We start from the raw sequence: 17,239 nt of genomic DNA on the forward strand, positions 1-17,239 counted from the left end.
ACTATCCGCGCTGCAGAGGGTGTTTCTGACGTACCTATTAACTGACACATTATTTTAATTTCATATGTTAAGTCATTGTTGTCGGGGATTCCGGCTTTTTCTTTTGGTCTTTTTTCCTTTTCCTCCACAGCCAATACAGCACTGCGATTATGATTAGCCAGACTGGGGCTAATCCGAGCAAACCGACTACGATAAATGAAACCGTAGATACAAGAAAGTTCACCGTTTCCATAAATAACATCTTTGTCTTTTTCCAAGTGTTCAATTCTTCTGTTTGCAGCTTCTCCGCTTTTAGATTTTTAACCTCAAACTGTATCGTTACTGTTGAATAATCACTTTGATTCTTTAAGAAGTGTAATCGTCCTTCAATCTGTTCAATCTCTTCTTGAACACGGGCAAGGTCATCTGATATTTTTAATAAGTCTTCAGTTCTCTCGGCATTTGCCATAAACGATTCTAAACGCGTTCTAACCTGCTGCTTAGCTTTTAATCGTGAAGAAAGATCTACATATTCTTCTGTAACATCCTCGCCCCGGACATTCTCATGCGGAGTCCCTTTGCTCAAGTTTTTTATCTCATTTAAGAATGGACGAAAGGTATCCGTGGGAACACGAACAACCATCATCCCATTTTCATACCCTTCTTCACCAACATTAGTATTTGATTCTACAATATAGCCTCCTTTATCTTCGGCCATCTTTCGAACAGACTCCATGGAGTTCTCCAATTTATCTACCGTGATACGCATATCCGCGTTATAGATTACTTTTCTTTGATCCTTTATTTCCTTCATTTTAGTACCGGCACCCTCATCACCCGAACCTGAATCTGATTTTGACTCATCCGATGAGTTTTCCATCTTTGCTTCTGAACTCTGATCAGCACCGGCATGATCAGGAGCTATCTTGCCGCTCTCAGATTTGTTTCCGCCGTTGCTGCATGCACTCAATAGAAGCAAAACAACAAATAACCAAACCTTCCATTTCATCCACATATCGGAATTCCCCCTTTTTTTCTTAGACGCTCTCTTAGAAAAAAAGTTTCAACCCCCAAAAAGCCAACATACTTATTGATTTTTTCTCCTAACGTTTTATGTTAAAATGTTATCTGATGATTTGTGTTGAAAAAAAATCGATTTATGCTAGTATGTACAGGATAAGTAAGTGATTTACTGGAGGAAAAGCATGTCAATGATAGGAAGAAACGATCCGTGCCATTGTGGCAGCGGAAAAAAATATAAGAAATGTTGCTTACATAAAGAAGAGCAAACGCGCGAAGTATCCTTCCACCAAGAAGGACTCATCAAATTTGCTCTTGAGAATTACCAGCAGGAATTAGCTGCACGTACATCTGAGTATGTGAAGAAATACCCTGTTGGAAAAGAACAAGAACAAACATACGCGAATATTGCTGTGTGTTGGGAAGTATTCTGCTCTAAGACCCAAGACGGAAAGACACCTGTAGAACTTTATGTAGAAAAAGTGAAAGATACGGTTAAACCAGAAGTTTTTGAGATTCTCACAGGCTGGACGACAGCTGCACCTTCTCTTTATCAAGTATTGGAACAAAAAACAGGATTTATCTTCACAGTTCAAGACATTTGGTCAGAGAAAGTGTACGATGTAACGATTAATGCTGCAGAAAAACCGAAAACAGAAAGTGCTCTGCTTGGAACACTCGTTTCTAACGGCATCAATCATGAGTTTTATGTGGGATATGTAGAAATGCCTCTATCGGAACTACCGCCTCTTAAAGAAGCTGTAGAAAAGATTCAGCCATTAGCTGACGCTAAACAAATTTTCAAGACAGACTTCCCTGCTGTTCTTCAGCTTTCTCTCATTGATATTTCTGCAGGCTTGCCAGAAGTGAAGCACGAGGAAAAACCTGCAGATATCAAAAAGCCAGGTACGGAGAGCGTAAAAGCCGGAAATGCGTCTGATGAAATCGATGAGAAATATACAGCTGTAACAGAACTTGTGAAAGCGAATGCTGAAACAGAAGTTGTAGAAGAAGCTGAAAAATTTTGGAGTGAATACATCACGGAATCCAAACCATCAATCCGAAAAGAGGAAATCTATGCAGCCGCATTAGATTACCTTGTTTCAAAAGATATAAGAGGAATTGCCTCTACACAAGCTGAAACAGCAAAAAAATACGGCGTTTCACCAGCGAGTCTTTCTTCACGCTATCGTGAAATGAAAGAACTTTTAAGTGTATAAGCGTATCATACGATCATCTACCCGTCAGGAGCTATCTGGCGGGTTTTTATTTTAAAAAAACAAGGCCCCTTATAAGGAACCCTGTTGTTTACGCTGCAGCCAGTAATAGACCGGCAAACCTGCAACTGTTATGAAAATGGCTGTTAAGCTATCAATTGGATCATTTAAGATGGTCGCACCTACGATGTACAAAGACCCAAGGATTGCAAAAATAGGAATGACCGGGAACAATGGCACACTGTATACCCGTGTCTGGCCAGGGTTCCGTTTACGTAATTTGAATACGGCGTAAAATGCAAAAATATAAAAGATATAAACAGCGAAGATCGCCATTTCAGAAAGATAATCCGGATCCGTCAGAATCATCATGATGATCGCAATAAAGACTTGCAAGTAAGTCGCTGCGATCGGAGTTCCATATTTTTCACTTACTTTGCTAAACACATGTGACATGGGAAGCTGATTTCGCTCAGCCATGGCAAATGGCACACGCGGAATGGTTAGAATCTTACCGTTTAAACAGCCAAAGATCGATACTGCAATACCTACTGCGATCAATTTCCCTCCAAGCGGTCCGAATAGAATCGTTGCCGCTGAAGCAGCAGAGTTTTCTCCAAGTCTTACAATTTCTGAAGCTGGCAAAATGTGCAGCAATGCAATATTAACAAGCAAATATGCTGCCATGACGATCAGAATTCCGCCGACGATTGCTTTTGGCAATGTTTTTCCAGGATCCTTCATCTCTCCTGCTACAAAACCAACCATTAACCAGCCGTCATACGCAAAAAGAGTGGCTAAGATAGCTGCACCCATACTGATTTCTACAACTGCTCCGCTTGAAGCATCTAAAATCTGTTCGTTTCCTTGCCAGATTCCAAAAACAATAATCATACCGATTGGAACCAATTTTCCTAATGTAAAAAGATTTTGAACAAATCCCCCATACTTTGTACCAAAATTATTTACGATGGTAAGAAAAAGTACCGTTCCAATTCCAATCCATGGTCCGAACGATTCTTCCCATGAAAACAGGTTGATCATCAATGAACCGAAGTATAGTCCCAGTGCACCAATTACGGCTGGTCCATAGATAACTGTCTGCACCCATCCGCTCAAATATCCCCAAAGCTTTCCGTAAACTTCTTCCATATATACATAAAGTCCGCCCGTTTTAGGAATCTGGGTAGCTACTTCAGCAATTGTTAGGCCGCCTGCTAAAGTAATCAAACCACCTAAAGCCCAAGCTAAAAGTGCAAGGTTTGAGTTGCCTGTGTACTCTAGAACACTTCCGGGCTTCATAAAAATACCGGATCCAATTACCGTTCCGATAACGATGGACATGGCTACAGAAAGCCCAATGTCTTTTTTCAATGCTGCTTCTTGATTCATGCTGTGTCCACTCCTTAGAAAACGTTTGTCCATCTGAAAAAGACTAGTGTCACTTTAACATAAACAAGCTTGAAGTGTCACTACTTTCCAAAAAAGACGGGCAATTCAGTTTTTTGCAAAGGTTTTCTTTTGGAGCCAGCCGTCATTTAGAGCTCTTTTCGTCTTAATAGCTGTTTCTTTATAAATGCTTTTTCCATAATGGTGTTGAGCTGACGTTCAAATTTCTTTTTTTCTTGTGTATCCATTTCAATCCTGATCTTCTTTTTTAGTTCACGAATCATTACCTTTTCTTCCGATGTAAAATGAGAAGAATGAAGCAATCGAATCACCTCATTTCTTTTTGCATCACTGATCTTCCCCTATTTTTATAAGGATAAGCCAATACCTCTTTCATGACATGATATGTGTAAAATAATCTGACACTCTTTTTTTTAGATAAAAATTTCAAATTAGGCTTGTGTTGGAACTGGTACTTCATAGCTCTGAAAGAGGAAACCTCGCGTTAATGATGTATATAGAATAACAAAGAGACCTCCAATTTTTTGGAAGTCTTCTCTTTGAAATTTCAGGATTTATTATTCCGTTTCTGTCTTGGTTTTAAAATTTTCTGCCGCTGCGATGATGATCTTGACACCCTGCTGTTCGATCGCTGAAAGATGATCTCTTGGCGCATCATCATCTGTGATGACCACATCTAAGTTGGAAACAGGTCCTACATTCGCGAATGCATTGACACCGATCTTATAATGAGGAAAAACACCGATTCGCTTGCGTGACACTTTTCCTACAGCACTCATAAACGCAGCCACTTCAGGTGTTGCTGTGCTGATTCCACGGTCAGAAATACCTCCGCCTGTTACAAAAGAAAGATCAAAAGAATATTGACTGATGAGATTGGTGACTAGAGCATCAGTCATGTTTCCAGAGCTCTTCACTTTGCCTCCAACTACATAAAGATCGATGTTGTCTTTACCGCGAAGGGCATCTGCAGTTACTAAGGAATTGGTAACGATTGTTAGACGGTAATCAGGCAGATGCTTCAGGATCTCATGGTGCATCCCGCCGCCACTCAGAAATATGGTGTCATTTTCTTTGATGTATTTTACTGCCTCCCTCGCTATTGCCCTCTCATACTTTGATCCTTCACCAAAACGAACAGCGTTTGATGCAGGCCCCTTCTTCACTTCCGTTACAGGGATCGCACCACCATGCGTACGCTTAAGAAGGCCATTATCTTCCAGAGAAGATAAGTCACGGCGAATTGAGTCAATTGATACTTGGAGGGCATCTGATAGTTCTTTTGCGAGTACTCGACCTTCATTTTTAAGCACTTCTAAGATTTTTTCTCTTCTTTCTTCAGAAAACATAATAATTTTCCTCCATTACCTCTTATTTCCACGTGGTATTTTAAGTGTATGCTTGATTATGCTTGTTTGTCAAACTTATTTTGCATGTTTTTTCTTTTTTTTTCTGATATTTATAAAAAACAAGCTAAAACAAGCAAATTCGATTGCTTGTTTTAGCTTGTTACATTAAAGTTATCTGCTGTCAAAAAAGTATCAAATAAAAAGAAGCCTTAATCACATAAAAAATAGCTATAATCACATAAAAATGATTCATGATCACATAATTTCATACTTGCAAGAAAGTTGTCCTCCTGACAAATACAAATTCAATGATTTTGTATTTGTCGGGGGTCTGTCCCCCCTAGTCTTCCACCTTAATCAGGAACAATCTCTCGTGGAAGCGGCCTTGCTTTTTAGCTTTTTCCTGCCTAATCTCATCCAGCTCACGTAACGTAAGATCATGCACTTTTGTCAAAGCGATTAAGATTTCAAACAAGCCTGCCAATTCCTCAGCAGCATCCACTTCATTCTCAGTATCGCGATACTCTTTAACGCCTTCTGCAAGCTTCTTTTTAAGTTCACTCTCAAACTCTTGATCTCCCAGAATCCGAAAAGTTCCCTTCTTTCCTGCCTGCTCGAGCAGTTCCGGTATCTTATCACGAACTAATTTATTGTAGTACGCCATTGGCTCTATTCCCTTCCAGCAATTTCACAGCAACCCCCTATTAAAGCTAAACCAAAAACATCTTATAAAATCTATATTCATGTGTTAAGTTTTTTAGCAGATACAACTCCTAAAAACACAAGGGCGATCATACCAAAAACAGGATATAAATAATGCAGCAGCTCCGAATAACCAACTTGGCTCAACAGATAGCTTCCTGCCATTAAAAAGAGTAAGATCATTTGGTTTGATAGCCTTACATTTTTATTAAGCGATTCTGCCAATCCAAATATATTTCCAATTAAAGTTGAGAAGATCTCACCATAGATTACTAATACAAAGATGTAATGAACGGCTATCCCTAGTCCTCCCACAATTTCTGCTATCGGAATCTCATAGCTTAGTACTCGAGGAACCGAATATAGAACATACTGGCTGTTTAATAAAATAAACGTAAGTCCTAATCCTCCTAAGAACCCGCCCCATTTGATCACAGATTCATCGTCTGCTTGACGTGATAATGGAACAAGGACAGCTTGGGCAAGTGTTAAATTAAAAGCAGCATATGCAAATGGACTGACAATCCACTTCCAATGACCGGTAAAATCTTCTTCAACAAAAAGCTGCCTTCCGCCTGAAAAATCTAACATAGAAAAAGATAAGACGACTGAAAATAAAATCATAATAGGGACGATAAGAGAATTTGTCCAAAGAATTCCCTCTATCCCCTTTTTCATCACCAAATACGTGATGACGAGGGTAATCAGGATACCCGCCTGGAACGGCAGATGCAGTTGTTCCCAAAACAGCGCTCCTGCCCCTGACAGCATGACCCCTGTGACACCAAAGAGCATGATGAGCATCAAGACATTCACTACCTTAGAGACAGCTGGTCCAAACAAGTACTGATTCATTTCATCAAAGGATGTAGCATCCAATCGTTTTGCCATAATCATTAATTTCGTACCTATTGCTATAAATAGGAACCCGCTGATCAGTATTCCTGCAAATCCGGCTGAACCATATATCGTGAAAAATTCTACTATTTCTCTTCCTGTAGCAAAACCAGCACCCACAACTGTGCCGATATAAGTGGCGGCAATCTGTAATATTTGTTTCATCCGTCCACTCATGCTCTCACCTCCATGCCCCATATCTTTACAAACATATGCATGGACAAGAGTTTTAGAAGAAAAAGAAAAACAGCAGGATATCTCCATACTGTTTTAACGTCTTCTTTATATTTGCAAGGCTTCACCGCACTCATGAATGATTACTCGATTCTTCCCCTGGCGCTTAGCCACATACAAACTGTTATCTGCTCCCTCAAAGAATGCCTGTTTATGCATACCTGCTCTATAAGTTTGCAGCCCCAAACTAATGGTTATACGTTCTTCTTTAATTTCAGGATGCACAAGGTTTTCCACACCCGTCCGTACTTTTTCAAGGATAGCAAATGCTTTTTCCTCATTCACATCATTTAAAATGACAACGAACTCTTCTCCTCCATACCTCGCCGTAAAATCGTCATTCGTTACGTTTTCCTTAATTGTTGCTGCAATCCGCTTAAGCACAACATCACCTATTCCGTGACCATAGGTATCATTGATTTTTTTAAAATTATCAATGTCTATAACAGCTAAATGTACGGGATAATGATACGTTTCAGCCTGAAGCAGTAGTACGTCCATATATTCATAAAAAGCCATGTGATTATACAACCCAGTAAGAGCATCGGTTTTCACTTGTTTTTCCATAATTGTTGATTTTACCATCAGATCTTGATGATCTTCCTGTGCTTTGGTTAGATGCTTTGCAATTTCATAACCTCTGCTCATAATTCCGATACAGATTGCCGTAGCGGTGATCAAGATGCACATCATAGATAGCTGATCCATCAAGTCATTCATCTTATTTGAAATTGGATGAAAGGTTGTAATGACTAAAAAAACAAGGGAACTTAATAAGAAAGACAGCCACACTTTCTTCTTTTCAAAATAAATAGTTGAGATTAGCATAGGAAAAAACAAACTCGTATACATGACATACATTTCAGAATGAACACTGATTAAAATTGCAGAAAAAAGACTAGCTGCCATAATAATAATATAGTCCATAAATTTATTTTTCTTCCTATAGCTCCACTCCGCAATTAAAGTAGTAAATGTCAACAGAACGGTCGGCAAAATAATATAGGACATCAAAAAATCCTGTAATGGCCTTGTTGTTAAAAAACTGTTTAATACCTCGACGCACACTGACACAAAGATAACAACCCAAAATACATTTAATATTTTCCGGTTCCACGCAATGTGATTTAAGTGTGCAGGCAGGTGTGGTTTTCCCAAGTCATTCACCTCATCTACACGTTTCCAATTTTTATTATAGCATTATTTTCCTGTATCAATGTCTTTTGATCATTTAATTCTCATATGAACGATGGCTCTTTTTTTATGATTAAAACGAAATATACAATGAAAACGCACAGCCGGAATACCGGCTGTGCGACTATTTATAGTTAGTAGTTTATTTGATTTTTATGCGTTTTTTCTTTGGTAACTTATCAAGGAGCCAGCCTCTGCCCACTTCACAAAAACGAATCGGCATTTCAAGGGTTGCCAGTATCTTATCCTTTCCGTGTATGGTGAGTAAACCTGTTTCTTCATTCACTTGGTCTACTACAGCATTCTCAGTTCCTGAGAGCGGAAACGCCCATTTGTTATTACCAGAGTCCTTAATTTTAATCATTCTTCCGTCACAAGATACTTTGTGGCAATGTGGAGGCAAGCCCAACGTAATTTTATTCATTGCATTTCTTTCCTCCCTTTCCGGATTTGTTTCATTGTAACAGATTTAGTGCGTGTCTGACTTAATATTTTTTAATTTTTTGACTATTTAACACATTTGAAATATACCTACAAAAATTAGTATGACAACCTTAGGGCAAAAGCCAATTCCTACAATGGCGTACAAGCATATACTATTGTAATTGAGAGATAAGGGAGGAATGAACGAGTGGAAAAATGGTCCACGTTATATCATATGACCGTCGTTTTTTTAGGGGCTGCTATCAGTTACTTATTTGGGACACCAGGCTTATTATTTAAGACTCTTGTCCTCTTTGTTGCATTAGATTATTTAACAGGCATGGCAGCATCGGCGTATGAAGGTAAATTAAACAGCAAAGTCGGCTTTAAAGGGATTCTAAAAAAGGTGATTATCTTTGCGATAGTCGCAGTAGCCCATTCTCTCGATCAAATCGTAGGCGGTAGCTACATCCAGGCCGCGACCATCTTTTTTTATTTATCCAACGAATTGTTATCAATGATTGAAAACGCTGGCAGACTAAATGTGCCGATCCCTCCATTCATAAAAAATGCCGTTTCTCTGTTAAGACAGAAAAGCGGCAAATGAAGTATAGTAAATTAAATAGAATAAAACTGCGAAATCTTTTTTGCGATCTCTTGTGCATTGACTTGGTACTCACCAGCGTCAATGCGCTTTTTAATATCTAAAAGTTTCTTTTCTCTTATGTTTAATTGGGTATTCTCATGCAGCACTTTTGCTTCATTCGATATGTATAAATCGTCTTTAGCGAATGATGGCGCCTTTACAGAAGGCTGTTGATATATTTTATTGACATTATATTTTCGCTGAACAGGTTGCTGTCCCTCAATTCTCATGATTTCACCTCTTCTGGGCTATTAATCGTACCGAGCCATTTCCATTTATCATCATAATCCAGGTTGTCCAACACTCTAAAAAACAATTCCTGACCTGATGTATCCCATTTTACTTCAAATTCATTTCCATTTTCTTTATCCTTACAAAAAGAATGAATCCACTGTGAAGTAAACAAGTAAGGAGTAAACTGTTCAAAGTCTAATAGATGTTTCTCTAACCATTTAATGACATCATCATGTGTAAGTTTATGCATCTAGAATCGTCCTTTGTTTGGTTCGTCATTACCTGTTTCTATATGATTCGGTTATCCTAGAATCTTTAAGGGTATACACAAAAAATATTTCACAGAAAATTCGAACCTCTTGATGTTAAAGCTTTATAGTAAAAAAATACCCATTTTAAACACTACCTTAAACATCTTTCCTTTCTACCAAACGATCATAAGGTCTATAATAAAAGTAGAAGAAATACATAACAGAAGGTGTTTACATGAAATTAACGTTTTCCTCACTTCAATGGATGGTTTTTATCCTGGCAGGAAGCTTAGTAGCTCCAATCGCAATCGGGGATGCTTTTGGTATGACTCAAGCGGAAACAGCAGAGCTTTTACAGCGATCTTTTTTAATCATTGGAATATCTGCTATTCTACAAGTTATGTTCGGCCATAAGTTACCTATTAATGAGGGGCCCGCTGGACTTTGGTGGGGAGTCTTTACAGTTTATGCCGGTATAGTTGCATCAGGCGCATTAACTGCATCTGAAGGCTTACAACAGTTGACTGCAGGGATGCTGATTAGCGGAGCCCTCTTTCTTCTGCTTGGTTTATTTCGCGTTATCAGCTCAGTAAGAGCTTTGTTCACTCCTCTAGTAACTGGAACTTACTTGGTTCTGCTAGTTTCACAACTAAGCGGATCATTTATTAAAGGGATGCTCGGCATTGGTTATCTTCAGGAAAGTGCGGATGCAAAAGTAGCGATCGCTTCTCTTTTTATTCTTGTACTTTCTATTGCATTAGGAAAATCACGGGTAAAATGGCTTAGAAGTTATTCTATCCTAATCTCTCTACTATTAGGATGGGGACTTTTCAAACTACTAAACTTAACAAAAGAAACAATGGAAGCCAGCAAGATCTTCGCATTTCCAGAATGGTTTGCATGGGGAATGCCTGAATTATCTTTGGGAACAATTCTCACTTCCCTGTTTGTTGGTATGCTTCTTCTGACCAACATGGTAGCGAGTATCAACGTTGTTGAAAAGGCGTATGAATCAGAAAAACAAGAATATGAACCTATCAATTACAATCGGTCATCTATTATGATGGGTCTGAACACTTGGGTTGCAGGTTTGTTTTCAGCTGTGGCAAGTGTACCGATCTCAGGTGCATCGGGTTTCATTTTGACAACACGAATGTTCAGCAGATTCGCCTTTATCATAGGAAATGCTTTGATCATCTTAATCAGTTTTTTTCCGCCGCTCACTTTTTTCTTTGCCGGCATTCCTGCTCCTGTCGGATACGCAACCATATTCCTTCCGTTTTCGAGCATGATTGGATTGGCTTTTAAAGAATACAAAGATCAATTAAAATCAGATAATCATTTATTCATTATCAGTACATCCCTTATGGTGGGTATCGGAAGTCTTTTCATTCCTGCTGCAGCTTTAAAGGAATGGCCGAATATAGTCGTAACCCTTTTAAGCAACGGACTCATTATGGGAATGCTCACATGTATGGCGTTAGAGCAGTTTTATAAGCGAAGACTTTCACGAACTGAACAAAAATCATAAAAAATGGCTCCTCTCTTTAATGAGAGGAGCCCTCTTTACGTTTATTCTCACTATCCCTTCCCATTAACAAGAAAAGCTGTTATAATTTTACAAAATCTGGAGGTGTATATGGAACATAAAACGGCAGACAGACCTAACTGGAAAAGAGTTATAGATCGAAGTTTTGAAGTTACTCACAAAGAAGATTCTTGTTTTAGGGGGAAAGTAACAGCTATCCATCTTAAACAAGTTACAGAACCGTTAGTCGTAAAATACAAAGAACATAAGGTATGTATCGCCGATTCTGGTTACACATGGCTCCAGCACTTTCCGGAAGGCGAAAAATATACGATCACAACCGTACTTGATCAAAACGGCGAAGTTGTGCAATTTTACATTGACATGTGCATGGATCATGGGATTAACGAAGAAGAAATTCCCTGGTTTGTTGATCTCTATTTAGATATCGTTATCCTTCCTGATAAAGAGCTCTTTTTACTCGATGATAATGAGTTGATGGAAGCTTTTAAAAAAGGCGAAATCAATGACAAAGATATGAAACTTGCCCTTGAGACAGCACGAAAATCATTTCAAAACATAAAAACGGAGAGTTTGAACACCTCAAAACTTGCATAAGCCATGCTGCAGAGTGGCATCGTGAGAAAAGATTTATATAACAAAAAAATCCAGAGGGAAATTCTCCTCTGGATTTACTATATTACGGACGATTTTTTTCTAAAAAACGCAATGCATCTTCAACTTCATCTAAAACTTGAGACCCAATAATTCCTTCTTCTTCATCTAGATAAGTAACTTGGAAATATCCGCTTTCACCTTGAGGTACATAACGCATTCGAACTAATTCTCGTTGTTGATCTTCTTCTCTCCAGAACTCTAATTCTTGTTCAGGGTTGGTTATTAATTTCTCTACTTGATCATTGATCATCTGTAAGACACCTCTAGATTAATCTCTTTAATTTTGTACATTCATTTTTACCCTAAAATTAACCCTCTAAACCATTAGCAGTATCCGACATTTCCTGGGGAATATTGTCTATGCCTGTTATTGGATAAAACGGGAAGATCGTACCCATTTTACTAGAGCTTCTTCAGTATTTAATATCTCAGCAAATTCATTATGCAGGTGTGATAGGGCAGAATCATGTACTTCTTGCCCTGAGTATTTCCTGCCATCATACGAAACAGTACTAAACGCTGCTGTTGCATCATGGATCAAAGATACCCCATATCCATAGTTAGCAGCCATCCTAACAGTTGTTGAGACACAATGATTAGTCGTTAAACCAACTATAATGATTTGTTGTATACTCCTTTGTTCTAATTCATCTTTAAGTGAAGTTCCAATAAAGGCACTGTTCACATTTTTTATAAAAATGGGTTCATCCTCCCTAGGTTCAAAACCTGTTTTCAGCTGATAACCTAACTTTGTTGGATGAAGTGGAGATTGTTCGTTTTCAGATTGGTGCTGAACATGTATAACAGGTAATTTCGCTGTACGAAAAGCATCCAACAGTTTAAGCATATTTACTTCAGCGTTTGGATTGTTACGCTCCCCCCAGAACTCCTCTTCTTCAAAACCTTTTTGAACATCAATTATAAGTAAACACGCTTTTTCCACGAGTATAACTCCTTTTATCCAATATAGGGTGGTCCTTATTAATTGTAATCTTCGAGGTAAGTTTTGATTTTCCTGCCGTAATTAATGGATTCTTGACTCATATTTTGGAAGAGATCTAAACAAGCAATAGAATCCAGGAGGTGTCTCATTGAGTAAAAAACTAGAAATGTTGTAAACATTTAATAGTTTGGCTGTGCATGTTGGATTGGTAAACTTGATAGGATTAGACGAGGATTAAAAGGTGGATTCTTATCATCGGGGCTCATTGGACTAGGAGCAGTTAGTGCGGATTATGTATTTATGTTTTGTACTTTTTTAAGAGTGTTCATTGGATCAGCTGGAGTTGGTTTAAATGGTTTTTGTTGTTTTTTAGCTGTAAGGTTAGTTGATCTCATTTAAAAGAGGCACTAAAACGAAATGTTTAAGCGCCTCTTTTATTCATTATTTATTTATCATATTTGTCCATGTCCAGCTGCCTTTCTTCCTCTCGATCTAATTCTTCCTCGTACTCCTCATGGCTGCGGTTGTGTATAACGTTTACTTCTTTTCCCGTTATATCTGTGGCCACGAAGTTTTCGTATTCCTCTACGTAACCGTCATCATCATCCGAGTCTACATACATTTCGTTATAATCCCTTTGGTCTGGATCTGTAAAATCAGCTGGAGTTTCACTTGTACCATATTTTGCAACAGCCTGCCAGGTATCCTCTGCATCAAAAAAAGTAGCATCTTTATCATCGTTGTTATGTCTAGAAAAATCAGGACCTACAACCTCTTCCTCAACAGGTCTATCATCTGATGAATGCTGTCCAGGACTGTGTTCTTTACAATAAAGGGTAGAAGGTATTGCCTCTAAACGTTCCTTTAGAATGTCCTGTCCACATGTTCTGCAAACACCATAATCACCGTTATCAATACTTTTTAAAGCTGCTTCGATGTCTTCCAATTCTTTTTCATGAAGATCGTTTAAAGCAATATCTTTTTCTCTTTCAAACAATTCTGTTCCTAGGTCTCCCGGATGGTTATCGTAATTTGAGAGTTCTCCCATTGATTCTTTAGGAAATTCTGTATCATTTCCAAATGAATCATTTCTCTCTCTCATTTCTTTTATCTCATCTTTACGTGACAATAAGATTTGTTTAAAATGGTCCATTTCTTGTGTAGTTAATGACATAATTCAAGCTCCCTTCCTACATCCTTATACCATTTCATACCCGTTTTTCTAAATAATTATCCATCCTGTGTATTTTGCACCATTCCTACTCATGCTATACTTAGGCTAAAGTACAAACTTATCTTGATCTCCTTAAGCCTCTTTAACAATGCTTTTCTTGCCACTTTTACACCCCTTTGTCATTCCTTTCCTTTTTCGCACCTTATTAAGAATCAATCTGCAAAAAATGTAAAAAAGTGTTGAAAAATTGCTTTTTTTCCAAGTTTTTGTAAGGTATGCTATTAGTATGTTTCTAATAGTAAGAAAGGCGGGTAGAGATGAAGATCTATGATCAATTTGAGAGACGTTTATTAAAAAACTATATTATCGGATCTGCCGCTGCTGTTTTGGGAGTTGGAGGCGTCTTTCTTTTTACTACCCTCCGCTTTACAACAAGTGAGTTTTTTGTATTATGCGGTATACTTGTTTCTTCATGCTTTATTATGTTTCTATTGGAGTATTTATTTTTTCGGATGCACACAGCCGTCTTCCGAAATTACTTTTCGAAAAATCATCCTGGTTTACAACTTGCTGAGAGAGCTTATTTTCATGCTCATCATTTTCCGATTCGTACTGTTAAAAGAATCCTTGGTCCGCATCTTTTGGGCTTATCGGTACCTGCTATATGTTTAACAGCTGCTGCCATCTATTTTGAGCACTTAACGTTGCCTTACTATTACATATATCTCGCATCACTTGGGGCAGTTCTAGTAGCTGGAATGCATGCCATTATTGAATTCTTTTTAACAACAAAAGCAGTTCAGCCTGTACTGCGGATCATTCAGGATCGTACATTGAAAGACCACGGAAAAATACTTTCTTTAGCATCATCAAGACATATATCCATCCAGCGCAAAATTCAGTGGAGCACCCTTTTTATTGGAACATTTCCTCTACTTTTGTTTGCGTTAGCTAATCAAGTACGGTTGTATCAGCTTTCTGCTCCTGTTAACGGTTCTTATTGGAGTTGGGCATTTTATGTTTTATTAATCGGTATTTCATTTGCCATATACGGTGCTTATCTTTTGTTTAAAGATATCCAGCAGCCTATGAACGAGCTACAAACAGGTATGTATGAAGTGCGAACAGGCTATTCCAATGCAAAAGTGGATGATCTTTATTCAGATGAATTTTCAAAGCTGATCAAAGGATTTAATCATATGGCAAGGGCGATACAGTCAAGGGAATATGAAAATAAGCAGCTTTTAGAAAGCTTTTTTGCCACGATGGCAGCAACACTAGATGCTCGTGACCCTTATACGGCAGGCCACAGTCTCCGTGTAGCAGACTATGCAATGAAAATCGGCCAGATGGCGGGACTTCCCTTTCAGCAACTGGTACAGCTAAGAAAGGCTGCCCTTCTTCACGATATCGGAAAGATCGGGATTCCTGACGTTGTGCTATTAAAAGAAGAAAAATTAACACCGGCTGAGTTTGAACAAATCAAAAAACACCCTGTAATCGGTGCAGATATTCTGGCACAAGTCCAGCCTTTTGAGGCTATGCAGCCCCTTCTCCCTGGTGTTCGATACCATCATGAGCGCTACGATGGACATGGCTATCCTGAACGACTTGCTGGAGAAGACATACCGATCTTTGGGAGAATTATTGCAGTAGCAGATGCTTATGATGCTATGACATCTGACAGACCTTATCGTAAAGGGATGACACATGAGAAAGCATTAGCTATCTTAGAGGATGGAAAAGGAACACAATGGGATCCATATCTCACCCAGCTCTTTGTAGATGAGATGAAATTAAAATCCATTTCATAACAGGAGGTAACAAATTGAATACATACGACCATTTTCCTCTTATTGAAACAGAAAGACTAAGACTAAGACCTGTACTAGAGTCTGACGCAAAAGAAATTTTTGAGACTTTTTCAGATCGGGAAGCTCTTCAGTATTACGGAATGGAACCACTAACGTCAATGGATGAGGCACCCGCTCTTATTAACGCCTTTGAGAAAGGATTCTCATCAGGAAGCGCAATTCGTTGGGGAATTGTACGAAAAGAAGAAGACAAGCTAATCGGCACATGCGGGTTTCACAATTGGAGCAAATCTGACCGCAGAACAGAACTTGGTTATGAATTAAATCGTAAGTATTGGCATAACGGGTACATGAATGAAGCCCTAAAAGCGATCATTCATTACGGTTTTAATGGAATGGAGTTCAACCGGATCGCTGCTGTAATCAGACCTGAAAATACATCTTCCCGTGCTCTTGTAAAAAAACTAGGTTTTCAGGAAGAAGCATTGTTACAAGAGCATCAAAGAGCAGATGAACAATTCTATGATATGTACATCTATTCTCTTTTAAAAAAGAACGCAGAAATCTACTAATGATAAACACCTCTAAAGAAGCTGTGAACTATTTCAGCTTCTTTTTTCCTGTCTGCCTTATGTTTCAAAATCGTTCTCTTGAGGTATGAAAAGGAAAAAGGAGGTATTTGGATATGGAACAAAAAGAAACATTCTTTGTAACCGCTAAAGGCGATATACAGCCGCTCCCAACCGATGATCATGTTCACTATTTTGAAATACAGGCAACGTATGATGAAAAACAGCAGATAGACCACCTATTTACTCAGATACATGCAAATAATAAACAAGAAGGATTGGACATATTCTCACCAAAAAGACACTTTTCTGAGTCTCATGCTGAATATCATCGCGGCAAAGACAGCAAGCTCGTGTATGAGTTGTTCAGATACATCTATTTATTAGGTACGGAAAAAACGAAGCGTGAAATTGAAGAGATGAATGTTCTTCCTGAATTGTTTGAATCAAGTCACACGACAATCGAAAAAGTAAAATAGCACCGGAGCTATCCCGGTGCTTTCTTTTATTCCCACTCAATAGAACCATTTTCTTTTACCCAAAAACGAACAATTCCGAGATCATCTAATGCTTGTTTAATATTTTCTGCCTTATCACGGAATAAAGGAGTGTCTGGGCTGGCTAGCACTAATGTTTTCGCTGGATTTTTCTCATGATGTTTAAGAAGATCGACAATCAGTTTATCAAAGTTTGTTTCATTCTGTGTCGCTGGGTATTTATGACTCAGCAACTGAAGCTCAGAAGTATTCCCCTGTGCAGCAATAAGCAGTGTATGGTATTCATTTTCTGCTGCTAAATTAACCCCATATATATCCTCAAGTATTTCTGTTTCATATCCTTCACGCTTTAAATAGTCTTTCACAGCAGAAATTACTTCTGTTTTTTCCAATACAAAAGGGTCTGCTTTTATGAATGGTTGGTTATGTACAGGCAATTTCATCACTCCCTCTCCTCTTTACAAATCATTCGTATGAAGA

Annotated in this window: 21 protein-coding genes; 7 read left to right on the forward strand and 14 right to left on the reverse strand. The window is 38.4% G+C overall.

From position 1 onward, the window contains the following. Positions 1 to 67: 67 nt before the first annotated feature. Entirely contained in the window at positions 68 to 994 is a 927-nt protein-coding gene (locus IEV52_RS13785; protein WP_188403090.1) for a DUF4349 domain-containing protein, read from the reverse strand. A gap of 190 nt (positions 995 to 1,184) precedes the next feature. Here IEV52_RS13785 and IEV52_RS13790 point away from each other — a divergent pair, with 190 nt between their 5' ends. Beyond that, positions 1,185 to 2,219: an SEC-C domain-containing protein gene (locus IEV52_RS13790; protein WP_188403091.1), complete on the forward strand. Its 1,035-nt coding sequence runs from the start codon at positions 1,185 to 1,187 to the stop codon at positions 2,217 to 2,219. A gap of 69 nt (positions 2,220 to 2,288) precedes the next feature. Here IEV52_RS13790 and IEV52_RS13795 read toward each other — a convergent pair whose 3' ends face one another. The 7 genes from IEV52_RS13795 to IEV52_RS13825 all read right to left on the reverse strand — a co-directional run bounded on the left by IEV52_RS13795 (position 2,289) and on the right by IEV52_RS13825 (position 8,426). After that, a complete protein-coding gene (locus IEV52_RS13795; protein WP_188403092.1) occupies positions 2,289 to 3,608 on the reverse strand; it encodes an APC family permease in 1,320 nt (439 codons plus the stop codon). A 146-nt stretch (positions 3,609 to 3,754) separates the two neighbouring features. Next, on the reverse strand, positions 3,755 to 3,937 hold the full coding sequence (locus IEV52_RS13800; protein WP_229754291.1) for a hypothetical protein: 183 nt from the start codon (positions 3,935 to 3,937) through the stop codon (positions 3,755 to 3,757). A 246-nt stretch (positions 3,938 to 4,183) separates the two neighbouring features. Then, entirely contained in the window at positions 4,184 to 4,975 is a 792-nt protein-coding gene (locus IEV52_RS13805; protein WP_188403094.1) for a DeoR/GlpR family DNA-binding transcription regulator, read from the reverse strand. 340 nt (positions 4,976 to 5,315) lie between these two features. Next, on the reverse strand, positions 5,316 to 5,639 hold the full coding sequence (locus IEV52_RS13810; protein ID WP_188403095.1) for a nucleoside triphosphate pyrophosphohydrolase: 324 nt from the start codon (positions 5,637 to 5,639) through the stop codon (positions 5,316 to 5,318). Between the two features lie 77 nt (positions 5,640 to 5,716). Continuing rightward, the gene (locus IEV52_RS13815; RefSeq protein ID WP_188403096.1) at positions 5,717 to 6,751 is read right to left on the reverse strand and encodes a YkvI family membrane protein; all 1,035 of its coding nucleotides are present in this window, start codon (positions 6,749 to 6,751) and stop codon (positions 5,717 to 5,719) included. A 105-nt stretch (positions 6,752 to 6,856) separates the two neighbouring features. Continuing rightward, entirely contained in the window at positions 6,857 to 7,735 is an 879-nt protein-coding gene (locus IEV52_RS13820) for a GGDEF domain-containing protein (protein ID WP_188403097.1), read from the reverse strand. 409 nt (positions 7,736 to 8,144) lie between these two features. Next, a complete protein-coding gene (locus IEV52_RS13825; protein WP_188403098.1) occupies positions 8,145 to 8,426 on the reverse strand; it encodes a hypothetical protein in 282 nt (93 codons plus the stop codon). A gap of 207 nt (positions 8,427 to 8,633) precedes the next feature. On the opposite strand from IEV52_RS13825, the gene IEV52_RS13830 reads away from it, so the two are divergent. Then, positions 8,634 to 9,032, forward strand: coding sequence for a phage holin family protein (locus IEV52_RS13830; protein ID WP_229754292.1), 399 nt, complete (start codon positions 8,634 to 8,636; stop codon positions 9,030 to 9,032). A gap of 11 nt (positions 9,033 to 9,043) precedes the next feature. Here the strand turns inward: IEV52_RS13830 and IEV52_RS13835 are convergent, their stop codons facing one another. Together IEV52_RS13835 and IEV52_RS13840 are read right to left on the reverse strand one after the other, a co-directional pair. Continuing rightward, on the reverse strand, positions 9,044 to 9,301 hold the full coding sequence (locus IEV52_RS13835) for a flagellar biosynthesis anti-sigma factor FlgM (RefSeq protein WP_188403099.1): 258 nt from the start codon (positions 9,299 to 9,301) through the stop codon (positions 9,044 to 9,046). Continuing rightward, positions 9,298 to 9,555, reverse strand: coding sequence for a hypothetical protein (locus IEV52_RS13840; RefSeq protein WP_188403100.1), 258 nt, complete (start codon positions 9,553 to 9,555; stop codon positions 9,298 to 9,300). The genes IEV52_RS13835 and IEV52_RS13840 overlap by 4 nt, the downstream gene beginning before the upstream one ends. A gap of 236 nt (positions 9,556 to 9,791) precedes the next feature. Here IEV52_RS13840 and IEV52_RS13845 point away from each other — a divergent pair, with 236 nt between their 5' ends. Together IEV52_RS13845 and IEV52_RS13850 are read left to right on the forward strand one after the other, a co-directional pair. Continuing rightward, positions 9,792 to 11,087 carry a purine/pyrimidine permease gene (locus tag IEV52_RS13845; protein ID WP_188403101.1) on the forward strand — a complete coding sequence of 432 codons (1,296 nt, stop codon included), beginning with the start codon at positions 9,792 to 9,794 and terminating at the stop codon, positions 11,085 to 11,087. A 108-nt stretch (positions 11,088 to 11,195) separates the two neighbouring features. Next, complete coding sequence (locus IEV52_RS13850; protein WP_188403102.1) at positions 11,196 to 11,702, forward strand: ribonuclease FAU-1 family protein; 507 nt, start codon at positions 11,196 to 11,198, stop codon at positions 11,700 to 11,702. 82 nt (positions 11,703 to 11,784) lie between these two features. Here IEV52_RS13850 and IEV52_RS13855 read toward each other — a convergent pair whose 3' ends face one another. The 3 genes from IEV52_RS13855 to IEV52_RS13865 form a co-directional block, all read right to left on the reverse strand. Continuing rightward, entirely contained in the window at positions 11,785 to 12,012 is a 228-nt protein-coding gene (locus IEV52_RS13855; RefSeq protein ID WP_188403103.1) for a hypothetical protein, read from the reverse strand. Between the two features lie 117 nt (positions 12,013 to 12,129). Continuing rightward, complete coding sequence (locus tag IEV52_RS13860; protein ID WP_229754293.1) at positions 12,130 to 12,705, reverse strand: cysteine hydrolase family protein; 576 nt, start codon at positions 12,703 to 12,705, stop codon at positions 12,130 to 12,132. Between the two features lie 445 nt (positions 12,706 to 13,150). Next, complete coding sequence (locus IEV52_RS13865) at positions 13,151 to 13,879, reverse strand: TraR/DksA C4-type zinc finger protein (RefSeq protein WP_188403104.1); 729 nt, start codon at positions 13,877 to 13,879, stop codon at positions 13,151 to 13,153. 317 nt (positions 13,880 to 14,196) lie between these two features. Between IEV52_RS13865 and IEV52_RS13870 the strand changes: the two genes are divergently transcribed. The 3 genes from IEV52_RS13870 (at position 14,197) to IEV52_RS13880 (ending at position 16,741) form a co-directional block, all read left to right on the forward strand. Then, entirely contained in the window at positions 14,197 to 15,693 is a 1,497-nt protein-coding gene (locus tag IEV52_RS13870; protein ID WP_188403105.1) for an HD-GYP domain-containing protein, read from the forward strand. Positions 15,694 to 15,707: 14 nt separating this feature from the next. Next, positions 15,708 to 16,265, forward strand: a complete 558-nt coding sequence (locus IEV52_RS13875; RefSeq protein ID WP_188403106.1) for a GNAT family N-acetyltransferase — start codon at positions 15,708 to 15,710, stop codon at positions 16,263 to 16,265. A gap of 113 nt (positions 16,266 to 16,378) precedes the next feature. Further along, complete coding sequence (locus tag IEV52_RS13880; protein WP_188403107.1) at positions 16,379 to 16,741, forward strand: hypothetical protein; 363 nt, start codon at positions 16,379 to 16,381, stop codon at positions 16,739 to 16,741. A 26-nt stretch (positions 16,742 to 16,767) separates the two neighbouring features. Here IEV52_RS13880 and IEV52_RS13885 read toward each other — a convergent pair whose 3' ends face one another. Continuing rightward, entirely contained in the window at positions 16,768 to 17,202 is a 435-nt protein-coding gene (locus IEV52_RS13885) for a hypothetical protein (RefSeq protein WP_188403108.1), read from the reverse strand. Positions 17,203 to 17,239: the final 37 nt, after the last annotated feature.

Origin of the sequence: Fictibacillus barbaricus (assembly GCF_014635025.1) — a bacterium.
GTDB classification, from domain to species: domain Bacteria; phylum Bacillota; class Bacilli; order Bacillales; family Fictibacillaceae; genus Fictibacillus; species Fictibacillus barbaricus.